A 12850-nucleotide genomic window follows, 5' to 3' on the forward strand; every position below is an offset into this window, starting at 1 on the left:
CACTCGAACGATCATCGTTCGAGTGCATTTTTTGTTTTTTTGAGTAAAAGAGGGATTTGTAAATATATATAGAATTTAGAAAATACCTGGCTGTGAGTTCTTATGGCCGAAACTTCTGGAAGGGGTGACATATTGAAAATGAAAAAAATTCAAAAGAGCATACTAATGAGAGGTATTACTTCTTAACTAGGGTATAAACCTCTCAAGGTAATGGGAGGAAAAATTAAAGGTGATGAATTTAGAAAACATGGTACACGTATTAGCTTCAAATACGGTGGCCCAAAAACTCGTTGAATTTTGGGGAAATGATGAGGGATCATTAGAACTATGGCGCGCAAGTTCAAACTTTGTATATGCTTTTAAACAAAATGAAATTCAATATTTTTTGCGATTTAATTTAGAACAGGATAAAACTATGGACCAATTAAAAGCTGAGTTAGAGTATATGCAATATTTATACTTAAATGGTTTTCCATCTGTCGTACCAATTCGTTCAAAGAATGGAGAATTAATTGAAACACTAATGGCTCCTGAAGGAACGTATATGGCTGTTGTCTTTAGTAAAGCAAATGGAATTAACCTGGATTCGAATGATATTACTGAAATACAGATGGAGGAGTGGGGAGAATCACTTGGCTCACTACACACTTTGTCTAAAAAATTCGAGCCTGGATTTGTAAGAAGAAAAAGTTGGTTGGACACAGTGGAGCTCATGGAAGGCGTGTTTCAAAGGCACCCTTCGGATCGTATTGCCCTAGAGGAGCTAACTAGAGTTACCTCATGGCTTCAATCGCTACCGAAGGATAATGAGACGTATGGACTCATACACTATGATTTCCAGCTGGATAATATCTTTTTTGAAGAGAATAAAAATTGTTTCAATGTAATCGACTTTGATGATGCAATGTACCATTGGTATGCGATTGATATTGTAACCGCCCTTGATGATTTTATTGGCGAGGAAAATCCTTCTTCAAAAGTATTAATGCAGTCTTTTTTGAATGGTTATCGCTCTAAAATGAATCTAGAAAATGATATAGTGGCTCAATTTCCACGGTTTCAAAGATATGCGAATTTATATAAATTCTACAAGTTATTGAGTTCGCTAGATCATGAAGTCATCATTGATGCTCCGTCTTGGTATGATGGATTAAGGGGAAAGTTAATGCGTGTGACAGATGATTTAAGAATGTCCTTTCAAAAGCCATGGTAAATATAATATGGTATATAAAGTGATGCTTTAGTACAAATGAATAGAAAAAAGAGACTGGACATTATGCTTGCGGGGTTGATGGAGAGAAAACGCGAAAACGTAACAAACAACTGTACTAGCATATCATATAAATAGCAGCAGAATTGACAGTATAAAAAACAATGAAAATGCCCAGGCTTTTATGCCTGGGTATTTTTTTCAATCACGTTCTATTATCTTGCGCTAGGTATCAAGTCTTACTCTTGGACCACTGTAATCTCGTCTTCAAATTAATTGGCATGAACATAAACAATTAAATTTATCTCATAATCAAAATATTTTTCTTAATAAAAATGAAACTTTTAAGATTTTCATCCGTAAATAATAATATACATATAGATGAAGGGAGGTTTAAGTGTGAAATTATCGCGGCTGTTAATTTCTTTTTGTTTGCTGCTTGCCGCTTTTGCTGTGTTGACTCCAACCTTTTCTGCAAACTCCAAGTTAGTCTATAAAGTTCCTGTTTATAAGGAAATAGAGAATGGTCTGTATGCTTTTTTAAAGCGCTCTATTAAGGAAGCGGAGGAAGCAGGAGCAGATGCCATCATCTTCGATATAAACACGCCAGGAGGGTTTGTAAATTCTGCAGAGAGTATCGTGAATTTGTTAGATTCTACCGATATTCGCAAAATAGCCTATATTAATTCAGAGGCATTATCTGCAGGGGCATACTTAGCACTGCACACAGATGAAATTTATATGTCACCAAATGGTTCCATTGGAGCGGCTGCTGTCATTGACAGTGCAGGAAATGCTGCAGACAAGAAGGCAACGAGTGCTTGGAAGGCTAAAATGATAAATGCTGCGGAAAGAACAGGGAAAAATCCTATTTATGCTCAGGCAATGGCTGATGAATCCGTAGATCTCCCACAGTACCGAGCAGGAGAAGGAGAATTGTTAACGCTTTCAGCAAAGGAAGCTATAGAAGTAGGTTATTCTGAGGGCACGGTTGCTACATTCGATAAGTTGTTAGTAGAGAGTAATCTTGAAGGTGCAAAAGTAGTGGAAACAGAGCTAGCTTTTGTAGAAACGCTCGCAAGAATTGTTACAAATCCAGTAGTAGTGCCGATTTTATTATCTCTTGCAAGCTTAGGCTTAGTTCTTGAGTTATATTCACCTGGGTTTGGACTTCCTGGCTCGGTAGGATTACTATCATTAGGTCTTTTCTTTTATGGGCATCTTGTAGCAGGGTTGGCAGGGTATGAATCCATTATTTTACTGGTAATAGGTATTATATTAATTATCGCTGAATTTTTTGTACCAGGAGGAATTATTGGTATAATAGGTTTAGCAGCTGTTTTATTTAGTATAATATTAGCAGGTGGTAATCTTTTTTACATGAGTGTTGCTGTTTTAATTGCAATAACAGTAGCTATATTAGGAATGGTGATTATTGTGAAATTCTTTGGTAAAAGAGTGAGATTGTTAAATAAAATGATTTTGACGGATGCTACTACTACTGAACAAGGGTATGTTTCTAATCAAAATCGTTTAGATTTAGTTGGAAAAATAGCAGAGACAATGACACAGCTTAGACCTTCAGGGACTATACGTATTGAGAATGAACGTATCGATGCGGTATCTGATGGTAGTTTTATCGGCAAAGATAAGAAAGTAGTAATTATCAAGGTGGAAGGCTCTCGAATTGTTGTTCGAGAAGCAAGAGAAGGGGAGGCAACACAATGATTTCTTCAGGCATGATTGGTACTATAGTTATTATTGTCATTGCATTCATTTTGTTATCGGTATTTTTAACATTTTTCCCGATAGCACTTTGGATTTCAGCATTGGCTGCAGGAGTTAAAATTAGTATTTTCACATTAGTAGGGATGAGGTTACGTCGAGTAATTCCGTCACGTATCGTAAACCCGCTTATTAAAGCACATAAGGCTGGATTAAATGTAACGATCAATCAATTAGAAAGCCATTACTTAGCAGGTGGTAATGTTGACCGAGTTGTTAATGCATTAATCGCTGCACATCGTGCAAACATCGAGTTGACGTTTGAGCGTGCAGCAGCTATTGACTTAGCAGGTCGTGACGTATTAGAAGCAGTACAAATGTCTGTTAACCCTAAAGTTATTGAAACACCGTTTATCGCTGGTGTTGCAATGAATGGGATCGAAGTAAAAGCAAAAGCTCGTATTACAGTTCGTGCCAATATCGATCGTTTAGTCGGTGGTGCTGGTGAAGAAACAATTGTAGCACGTGTTGGGGAAGGGATTGTAAGTACAATTGGTTCTAGTGTAAGTCATGAACGTGTATTAGAAAATCCAGATTTAATTTCACAAACAGTTTTATCTAAAGGATTAGACTCTGGTACTGCATTCGAAATTCTGTCGATTGATATTGCGGACGTTGATGTCGGTAAAAACATTGGGGCAGAGCTTCAAACGGAGCAAGCTGAAGCAGACAAGAAAATTGCGCAAGCTAAAGCGGAAGAACGTCGTGCAATGGCTGTAGCATCTGAGCAAGAGATGAAAGCAAAAGTTGTCGAAATGCGCTCTAAAGTTGTTGAAGCAGAGGCAGAGGTTCCTCGCGCAATGGCTGAAGCACTTCGTGAAGGTAACATGGGTGTCATGGATTACATGAATTATAACAACATTAAAGCGGACACTGGTATGAGAGACTCAATTAGCAAGGTAGGAAATGACAAGCCTTCAACGGATGAGTTGAAAGACTAGTATTAGCTCAGGAAGGAGGACTTCTCCTTGGAAGGTTTAATAATACCATTAATAATTATTATCCTTAGTTCATTGTTTGGCAGAAAGAAGCCGGAAGAAAAGCCGGCTCCCAAACCTGCACCTCGTAACACCCAAAATGCTCCACAGCAAAAACCTGTTAACCCTAATCCCTTTAAAAGCTTAGGGGATTTAGCAAAAGAGTTTCAGCAGGAGCAACAACAAGCTAGACCCGAAAGAAAACAAACACCTAGAAAGCAAGCTCCAAAACAAGTAGTACAGGCAGCAGCTCCTCCTATTGTTGAAAAAGTCGGAAGAGAAGTAGGGAGAGACCAAGGTGTACCGAGGTCAACAGGCCGTCTTTCCGTCCATCAAGTGGGACCTACAAATATAACAAAAAAATCGGTCGTTCAAGAAATAATGCCTGATACAAAAGAAGAGCTAATGCGCGCCATTGTCTTATCAGAGATATTAGCTCCGCCAAAATCTAAAAGATAACTCATGAACACCCCTTTACATGCATAAATTCATGTAAAGGGGTGTTTTTTATCAAACAATTATTTCCACTCCATGCGAGTATTATGATTGATAACTTTGATGACATTATATTAGATTATGAAATTTCTCTTCTTCGGTTAACAGATACGGAGTTAGTCTGTTCCTACAACCATTATCTTCTAGAAATAAAAGCAGACCGTTTGTCTATAAAGTCCATGTCGATGGAGCGCCTTCATCTTCAGGTAGACAAACTCCTTCACTTTAAACTTACTAGGAAGGAAAGCAGCTGATGCCACAACAACTAATTAGGATCCAATTGCCAAGCTCTACTGATCAGTTTCTCTTATTTCAAAAGCTGTTATCACAACAAATTGAAGTATATCGGGTGTATAGCACAGAAGAAAGCTTGTTCTTTTCTATCAAACGTAAGGATCTTAAAGAGTTTAGAAAGATAAGGAAAACATTGAAGGTTCCTGTACATCTAAAAGATGAGACAAAAAATCGTACGATTTCTTTATATTCATATTCCATAATCGGGGTAATCTTTTTTTTCATAATACCAGTGGTTTTGGCACAATTTATATGGAAGATCAATATTGACTCTTATACGCCAGAAAGCAATATTCTAATTACAGAACAACTGAAAGAAATGAAAATTAAAGAACGTATACGTATTTCTTCTTTACCGTCAGAACAAGAAATTCGGCAAAAGCTACTTTTAAAGCATAAGGAGTTCTCTTGGATACACTTCACGCAATCAGGTTCCACTTTAACAGTGACTCCGATGCTTGCTCCAATCACGAAGGAGAGAGAAGTGAAAAATGCTCCTGCATCTCATCTTATTGCTAAAAGAAGCGGCGTTGTTACAGACTTTGAGCTAGTAAAAGGAGTTAGAGCAGTCGAGAAGAATGCTGCCGTAAAAAAAGGTGACATACTTGTAAACGGCTTTGTTACTCAAGGAGAAAAACGAATTATAACTAGCGCAGAGGGCAAGGTCTATGCAAGTTATTGGATAGAGCTTAACTTCGAACTTCCCAAAAAAGTGACCATTGTAAAGCCGACTACTAGAGAAGTGCTGATTGAGAAAAAATCCAATAACAGCAATGAATATTGGAAGGAAATAGCTATGCCTAGATTCTTACAGCCATATTTTAAAGCGGGCTATGTACAGGGCAGTGAAAAAGTTACCTATGACTTAGATGAAGAATCGGTAGAGCATTTAGTTCGACCTTTATTATTTCAAAAAATTATGAATGATTTACCGAGGGGCACTCAAATCTTAGAAGATAAAGTTTTACAGATGTCTATAGAAAATGATAAAGTTAAAGGAAAGATATTATTACTAATAAATGAAAATATTGCAACACCACAAGTTATACCCCAAGGAGACGACACATGAGCCAACAAAAACAATTAGATATTAATCTACAGGATCCAACTGAAGCAGTAATGCTGCTTGGTATTTCAGATAAGAATATTAAACTGATTGAAGAAGAGTTGAAGGTGCAGTTGATCACCAGAGGAGAACTAATACAAATTGCTGGTGAAGAACAAAATGTAGAAGATGCAAGGCAGCTAATCATACAACTTCTACTTGTAATTCGAAAAGGTATTAATATTAACCTTCGAGACGTAACCACAGCTATAGAAATGAGTGCAAATGGAACAATTGAATATTTTGCAAGTCTTTATGATGAAGAAATAGCTCGAAATACTAAAGGGAAGGCAATACGGGCAAAAACCATTGGACAAAGAGAGTATGTCCACGGTATTAGACATACTGATTTAACGTTTGGAATTGGACCAGCCGGTACGGGAAAAACTTACCTTGCTGTAGTAATGGCTACACAAGCTTTAAAAAATGCACACGTTAAGAGAATCATTTTAACACGTCCAGCAGTTGAGGCAGGGGAAAGTCTAGGATTCCTACCAGGAGATCTAAAAGAGAAGGTAGACCCTTATTTACGTCCTTTGTATGATGCATTACATGATGTATTAGGAACGGAGCAAACGGATCGCCTTATGGAACGCGGAACAATAGAAATTGCTCCTCTTGCTTATATGCGCGGCAGAACGTTAGATGATGCTTTTGTTATCCTGGACGAGGCCCAAAATACTACAAAAGCCCAAATGAAAATGTTTTTAACACGATTAGGCTTTGGTTCAAAAATGGTCATAACTGGAGATAAAACTCAAATAGATTTGCCTAAGGGTGCAGAGTCAGGTCTCATTGTAGCAGAAAAAATACTACAACAAGTTTCTGGCATACACTTCCAATATTTAGAGCAAGGCGACGTAGTACGTCACCCATTAGTTGCTAAAATTATATCTGCGTATGAAGAGCAGTAGTCAATAAGTTAAACGTGAAATCAGCAACTTGATTTCACGTTTTTATTTCTTTTTAAAGGCAGTTAATTTCTTTGAACCTCTCCATACTAGCTGTTTGTGAGGAAGAGAACTTCTGTGGGGATAGCTCAAGCTCCAAACCAAAGCAGAAGCAAAAGCCACGGAAATTTGGAAGGTGTGCCCCTAGGGAAGTATCACACCAAAAGGAAAACAACTATAAATGGAATAGAAGCCACGAAAACTTTATCACTTACTAGTTATTGAGTAATAGGTACCTCGAATAGAAGATGAACGAATTACCTCCCGATAACGTCATCATTCTAACTGTAAACCAGTCAATTCAGATAAATTGGTCAAATTTTGAAAATATAAGGTATAATAAAGAGAATAGTAGACGAGGGGATGATAGGATGAAGTCTTTAATGATCAAGTGGAGAAAATGGCGAGAAAGTAAATATCTCCCTTTAATTATTATCCTTCTAACTTCCATAAGCATGTTTCTACTGGTTAAGGGAAGCGTGCAAGAAAATACATATGATATATCCTTAATGAATTTAGCACCTGAAACTATCCGTTCAGTTAAAACGATGGAAGACCCAGTAAAAACTGAAGAAGAAAAAGACCAGGCTGCTTCAGAAGTTAATCCTGTCTATCAGTTCCAGGATGAAACAGCTGAAAATCAGGCCACTATCATTGAGTCTATTTTCGATAGTGTAATAGAGATTAAGCAATCTATCACAAGTGATGAGCCTGAAGCGGCAACAGATAGTCTTCAAAGACTAAAAAAAGAAATGAACATTCTAGCAGAAAATGCTAGCTTTGTACCGTTAACTGACGATGCACTGAGTATATTATTAAGTCAAAACATAGCAACAATAAATGATGTTAAAGAAAAGCTTCCTATCCTAGTAGAAGAAACATTAAGTGAACCGATTAGGAATGAAAATTTAGGTACAGAAAGAGATAAGGTTGTTCAGAAAGTACGAACTACTTTTAATTACCCAGACAGTTTTATGAGCGTTTTAGTTTCTATCGCTCGGGGCTCCATTATAGCTACAGAAGCAAAAAACGATGAACTAACTGAGCTACGCATGGAACAAGCTAGAGCTAGCGTTGAACCAACTAGAATTTTACAAGGTCAAATACTCGTTCAAAAAGGGGAAATTGTCAGTAAAGATGTGTATCGTCAACTAGATCTATTAGGAATGCTGACTGATAAATCATCTTATAAACAATATATAGGTGTAGCTCTTTTTGTATTGATGACAATGTGGGTGCTATTCGGACAAACCATTCGTTTTAAAGACCCTAATGTTATCAATGTGAAAAATCTGATTGTTGTGGCTTTTAGTGTTATTGTATCCGTCTTGATGATGAAAGTGCTACAATCAGTAGCGTACAATTTTGATGTTGTTATTGCATTTTTGTTTCCTACTGCAATGGTATCCATGTTAGTTTATATTCTAGTCAATGAAAGAGCGGCATTTATATCTAGCTTTGTCGTAGCTGCCTATGCAGGGATTATTTTTCAGGAAGGATATACGAATATCTTTCAAATGGAAGTTGCTTTATACATACTCTTTGGTGGTATAGCAGGGATTTTTGCCGTACAGCGTATGTACAATAGTTCTCAAATTTTACGTTCAAGCTTAATTGTTGCGTCTATAAATTTAACTTTTATCTTATTTTATCTGTTAATGACAAAGACAACTTATGAGTTTGTTGATGTAGCTTTCTATATTGGCGCTGCCTTAATATCTGGTATATTATCCGGGGCTCTTACACTTGGTATTTTGCCTTTCTTTGAGTCGCTTTTTGGAATCTTATCCACAATGAGGCTCATAGAACTTTCTAACCCAAATCATCCGTTGCTTAAGAAAATTTTAACTGAAACCCCTGGTACGTATCATCACAGTCTGATGGTGGCAAACTTAGCAGAAGCAGCTTGTGAGGCAATTGGAGCGAATGGCTTACTGGCTAGAGTTGGATGTTATTATCATGATATCGGAAAAACCAATCGACCTGGGTTCTTTATAGAAAACCAAGTGAACGGCTATAATCCACATGATAACCTTTCTCCAGAAGCTAGCAGGGATATTATTATTTCTCATGCAACAGATGGAGCGAGTATTTTAAAGAAGCATAAGCTACCGAAAGAAATCGTAGATGTGGCGGAACAGCACCACGGCACTAGTTTATTGAAATTCTTTTATTATAAAGCAAAAGAAAATAATCCTAATACTACTGAGGAGTCCTATAGATATCCTGGGCCAAAGCCACAGACAAAAGAAATTGCAGTTATTTCAATTGCAGATAGCGTAGAGGCGGCTGTAAGATCCATGAAGGAGCCAAATGGAGAGAAAATCCACAGTCTGATTAAATCCATTATTAAAGATAAGGTAATTGATGGACAATTAGACGAATGCGACTTATCATTCAAAGAAATAAAGAAAATTGAAGAAAGCTTCTGTTCAACTATGAATGGCACATTCCATTCGAGAATAGAATACCCTAAATAAATAGTAAGGAGTCAATAATATGTTAGAACTCGATTTAATGGACGAAACAAATACATTAACTAAAGAAGCTATTGCACTAGTAGAAAAAGTACTACAATCCGCAGCAGGGCAATTGAATGTAAAAAACGAGAGCGAAGTAAGTGTTACGTTCGTTACAAACGATCAAATCCAAGAAATCAATAAAAATTATCGGAACAAAGATATGCCTACAGATGTAATATCTTTTGCTATGGAAGAAATGGGTGAAGGTGAAATAGAAATTAAAGACGCTGACATACCCACATTGCTTGGAGATATCATTATTTCTGTAGAACGTACGATTGAACAAGCACAAGCATACGGGCATACCTTTGAACGCGAGCTTGCTTTTTTAGCCGTCCATGGTTTTTTACACCTATTAGGATATGATCATGGGACGGAAGAAGAAGAAAAAGAAATGTTTGGTCTACAGGAGAAAATTTTGCAGGAGTTTGGTTTGAAGCGTGAAGGCCATGAACTTTCATAAGTTTGGGAAATCCTTTGTCTACGCTACACAGGGAGTTATTCATGCTATAAAGACTGAGCAAAATTTCCGACTGCATTTGTTTGCTGCAGGTATAGTATTCCTTGCAAGTTTATTAACTGGCCTCTCTAAATGGGAGTGGATAATCGTTGTTATGCTCATTTTTGGGATGTTCATGATAGAATTAGTTAATACGTCCGTAGAAAGAATTGTAGACCTTGCTTCTCCGGACTCCCATCCTTTAGCCAAACAGGCTAAGGATCTTGCTGCAGGCGCATGTCTAGTCTATGCGATCTGCACAGTAATAGTAGGTTTAATTATATTCATACCGAAATGGTCGGTAATCTTATTTTAAAGGTGTGATTTTATATGAAGAAAGAAGAATTACTAAAAGCATCTATCACAGCCATGGAAAAAGCATACGTTCCGTATTCGAAATTTCCTGTGGGAGCAGCTTTACTTACTAAAAGTGGAGATGTTATATTAGGCTGTAATATTGAAAATGCATCTTTTGGGTTAACAAACTGTGCTGAGCGAACTGCTGTTTTTAAAGCTGTGTCAGAAGGTATAAAAGACTTTACAGCAATAGCTATCGCCGGAGATACAGATGGACCGATCTCCCCATGCGGAGCATGTAGACAAGTGTTAGTGGAGTTCTGCGAGCCTAACATGCCCGTATATTTAACAAACTTAAAAGGAAATGTAACAGAAACGACGGTATCAGAATTATTGCCTGGAGCTTTTACAACGGAGGATTTAAATTATGCTGGAAAACAATAAAGGATATAAATCAGGATTCATATCAATAATCGGACGACCAAATGTAGGGAAATCTACATTTTTAAACCGTGTAATAGGGCAAAAGATAGCAATAATGAGTGATAAGCCACAAACAACGCGCAACAAGGTACAAGGAGTTCTTACTCTAGACCAAAGTCAAATGATTTTTATTGATACTCCGGGTATTCATAAGCCGAAGCATAAGCTAGGGGACTTTATGTTAAAAGTTGCAAAAAATACGCTTCGTGAAGTAGATGTTATCATGTTCATGGTAAATGCAACAGAGCCTAGAGGTAAAGGTGATGAATTTATCATTGATCTATTAGAAAAAAACGAAACTCCCGTATTTTTAGTGATCAATAAAATAGACCAAGTACATCCAGATGATTTAATCGGAATTATTGAATCTTATAAAGATAAATATGATTTTGCTGAAATCGTTCCTATTTCTGCTCTTCAAGGTAATAATGTAGAAAGACTGCTAGAAACAATTCAATCATATTTACCGGAAGGTCCACAATATTATCCAGCGGATCAAGTAACTGACCACCCAGAGAGATTTATCATCTCTGAATTGATCCGTGAGAAAGTATTGCACTTGACTAGAGAAGAAATACCACATTCAATTGCGGTTGTAATTGACAAGATAAAAAAAGAAGAAGATACAGATAAAGAGATGATCCGTGTTATGGCTACTATTATTGTAGAACGTGATTCTCAAAAAGGTATTGTAATCGGTAAAAGAGGTGCACTTCTAAAAGAAGTTGGGACAAGAGCACGTCATGATATTGAAATGCTTTTAGGAACTAAAGTTTTCCTAGAACTTTGGGTTAAGGTTCAAAAGGATTGGCGCAATAAATCTGCCCACCTAAAAGATTATGGATTTAGAGAAGACGAATATTAATATAGAGGAAGCATAGAAGGAAGGGAAGGCTTTTGCTTCAAAAGGTAGAAGGGATTGTCTTACGAACCTCCTCCTACGGAGAAACAGATAAAGTAGTAACTATATTCTCTCGAGAGCTTGGAAAAAGGGCTGCGATGGCTCGTGGAGCTAAAAAGCCAACTAGCCGTCTTTCTTCGATCTCTCAGCCTTTTACCTATGCATATTTTTTAATACAACAAGGGAGAGGGATGGGGTCTCTTCAACAAGGTGAAATAATTGATTCGATGCGTGTCATTCGAGAAGATATTTTTACTACAGCTTATGCTAGTTTTATAATGGAGCTAGTAGATAAACTAATTGATGATGAATCTCCTAAACCACATGTGTTTACAATTTTACAGCAAGCATTAGAGGCAATATCAGAGGGCTATGATCCAGAAGCCATTAGCTTGTTTGTTGAGTGGAAGATGTTATCCGTAGCTGGAATTTATCCGGTACTTCATCAGTGTGCCAATTGTGGAGCAACAGATGGGGAATTTGCATTCTCTTTTGCTCAAATCGGCTTTTTATGTCATCGTTGTTTTACGATTGACCCTTATTTAATCCGTTTAACCCCCTCACAGGTGAAGTTAATCCGAACATTTTATACCGTTCCTATTGACCAGGTTGGTAAGCTATCTTTGAAAAAAGAGACGAAGGGTTTTATAAAGAAAATCGTACGAACAATATACAATGAACAAGTAGGAGTTCGTTTAAAATCTCAGGGGTTTTTAGATCAAATGAACAAAACTCCAGAGTTTTTTCAGCCTAAAAAAGAAACTCATTCGGAAGAGTAATTCCGAATGAGTTTTTTTATTGGAAAGGCTCTGTTAAATTTAATTGTTGGTTTTTGATGTGCACAAGAAAATGCACGAGAGGCTGTTACAAAACCGTCCCCAAACTTGCATTTGGGTTTTATTTTGTATAGTTTATTAAAAACTGTTGCACTAAATTTGCCTTTGGTTAAAGTATATTTGTATAAAACCGGCTAGACTTTACTCTTTAGATACACCTTTTCCACCTTTTGTTTTTAGCGTGCTAATTCTTTCTATACTAGTAATAATGGGTTTTGCTTGGCTGATTAATTTTTGAGTAACCTCAAGACCTAGAGAGGCTTGATGGGAACTTTCATTAGTCCAAATTTCATAAACATAAACTGAATGTGGTTCATTATCGGCAATGTTCACTACATATATTTCACATTCATCTAAAGTTTCCATTGATTCAGCTGCTTCTATCAAAATATTAACCATTTCTTCTTTTTTTCCTTCTTGAACGATAAACTTATTAAGTAGGCTAAATTTATTCATTTCATTCTCCTTAAATTTGTCATTACTTAAGTAATTCTAT

Annotated in this window: 13 protein-coding genes; 12 read left to right on the plus strand and 1 reads right to left on the minus strand. The window is 36.9% G+C overall.

Annotation, left to right across the window (positions count from 1 at the left end; translation table 11 throughout):
* Positions 1–232: 232 nt before the first annotated feature.
* The 12 genes from AC06OU_RS18610 (at position 233) to recO (ending at position 12297) form a co-directional block, all read left to right on the plus strand.
* Entirely contained in the window at positions 233–1213 is a 981-nt protein-coding gene (locus tag AC06OU_RS18610) for a phosphotransferase enzyme family protein (protein ID WP_475857711.1), read from the plus strand.
* Between the two features lie 396 nt (positions 1214–1609).
* Positions 1610–2938 (plus strand): NfeD family protein, encoded by a 1329-nt coding sequence (locus AC06OU_RS18615; protein WP_475857703.1) that lies wholly within the window; start codon positions 1610–1612, stop codon positions 2936–2938.
* A gap of 11 nt (positions 2939–2949) precedes the next feature.
* Complete coding sequence (gene floA / locus AC06OU_RS18620; RefSeq protein WP_169358310.1) at positions 2950–3936, plus strand: flotillin-like protein FloA; 987 nt, start codon at positions 2950–2952, stop codon at positions 3934–3936.
* Between the two features lie 27 nt (positions 3937–3963).
* Positions 3964–4431 carry a hypothetical protein gene (locus tag AC06OU_RS18625; RefSeq protein ID WP_298472864.1) on the plus strand — a complete coding sequence of 156 codons (468 nt, stop codon included), beginning with the start codon at positions 3964–3966 and terminating at the stop codon, positions 4429–4431.
* Positions 4432–4720: 289 nt separating this feature from the next.
* A complete protein-coding gene (locus AC06OU_RS18630; protein ID WP_475857704.1) occupies positions 4721–5830 on the plus strand; it encodes a sporulation protein YqfD in 1110 nt (369 codons plus the stop codon).
* A complete protein-coding gene (locus tag AC06OU_RS18635) occupies positions 5827–6780 on the plus strand; it encodes a PhoH family protein (RefSeq protein ID WP_298472861.1) in 954 nt (317 codons plus the stop codon). Before AC06OU_RS18630 ends, AC06OU_RS18635 begins: the two co-directional genes overlap by 4 nt.
* A gap of 407 nt (positions 6781–7187) precedes the next feature.
* Positions 7188–9296 carry an HD family phosphohydrolase gene (locus AC06OU_RS18640; protein WP_475857705.1) on the plus strand — a complete coding sequence of 703 codons (2109 nt, stop codon included), beginning with the start codon at positions 7188–7190 and terminating at the stop codon, positions 9294–9296.
* Positions 9297–9315: 19 nt separating this feature from the next.
* Positions 9316–9801, plus strand: coding sequence for an rRNA maturation RNase YbeY (gene ybeY / locus AC06OU_RS18645; RefSeq protein ID WP_169358067.1), 486 nt, complete (start codon positions 9316–9318; stop codon positions 9799–9801).
* Positions 9788–10153 (plus strand): diacylglycerol kinase family protein, encoded by a 366-nt coding sequence (locus tag AC06OU_RS18650; protein WP_475857706.1) that lies wholly within the window; start codon positions 9788–9790, stop codon positions 10151–10153. The genes ybeY and AC06OU_RS18650 overlap by 14 nt, the downstream gene beginning before the upstream one ends.
* Positions 10154–10167: 14 nt before the next feature.
* Positions 10168–10578, plus strand: coding sequence for a cytidine deaminase (locus AC06OU_RS18655; RefSeq protein ID WP_475857707.1), 411 nt, complete (start codon positions 10168–10170; stop codon positions 10576–10578).
* Complete coding sequence (gene era, locus AC06OU_RS18660; RefSeq protein ID WP_475857708.1) at positions 10562–11482, plus strand: GTPase Era; 921 nt, start codon at positions 10562–10564, stop codon at positions 11480–11482. Before AC06OU_RS18655 ends, era begins: the two co-directional genes overlap by 17 nt.
* Before the next feature lie 32 nt (positions 11483–11514).
* Entirely contained in the window at positions 11515–12297 is a 783-nt protein-coding gene (gene recO / locus AC06OU_RS18665; protein WP_475857709.1) for a DNA repair protein RecO, read from the plus strand.
* A 198-nt stretch (positions 12298–12495) separates the two neighbouring features.
* Here recO and AC06OU_RS18670 read toward each other — a convergent pair whose 3' ends face one another.
* Positions 12496–12810 carry a putative quinol monooxygenase gene (locus tag AC06OU_RS18670; RefSeq protein ID WP_475857710.1) on the minus strand — a complete coding sequence of 105 codons (315 nt, stop codon included), beginning with the start codon at positions 12808–12810 and terminating at the stop codon, positions 12496–12498.
* Positions 12811–12850: the final 40 nt, after the last annotated feature.

Source organism: Psychrobacillus sp. (genome assembly GCF_056205495.1).

Coding starts and splice junctions, on each gene's coding strand:
- AC06OU_RS18610 (WP_475857711.1), top strand. CDS start 233: ATGAATTTAGAAAACATGGTACACGTATTAGCTTCAAATACGGTGGCC.
- floA (WP_169358310.1), top strand. CDS start 2,950: ATGATTGGTACTATAGTTATTATTGTCATTGCATTCATTTTGTTATCG.
- AC06OU_RS18630 (WP_475857704.1), top strand. CDS start 4,721: ATGCCACAACAACTAATTAGGATCCAATTGCCAAGCTCTACTGATCAG.
- AC06OU_RS18635 (WP_298472861.1), top strand. CDS start 5,827: ATGAGCCAACAAAAACAATTAGATATTAATCTACAGGATCCAACTGAA.
- AC06OU_RS18640 (WP_475857705.1), top strand. CDS start 7,188: ATGAAGTCTTTAATGATCAAGTGGAGAAAATGGCGAGAAAGTAAATAT.
- ybeY (WP_169358067.1), top strand. CDS start 9,316: ATGTTAGAACTCGATTTAATGGACGAAACAAATACATTAACTAAAGAA.
- AC06OU_RS18650 (WP_475857706.1), top strand. CDS start 9,788: ATGAACTTTCATAAGTTTGGGAAATCCTTTGTCTACGCTACACAGGGA.
- AC06OU_RS18655 (WP_475857707.1), top strand. CDS start 10,168: ATGAAGAAAGAAGAATTACTAAAAGCATCTATCACAGCCATGGAAAAA.
- era (WP_475857708.1), top strand. CDS start 10,562: ATGCTGGAAAACAATAAAGGATATAAATCAGGATTCATATCAATAATC.
- AC06OU_RS18670 (WP_475857710.1), bottom strand. CDS start 12,810: ATGAATAAATTTAGCCTACTTAATAAGTTTATCGTTCAAGAAGGAAAA.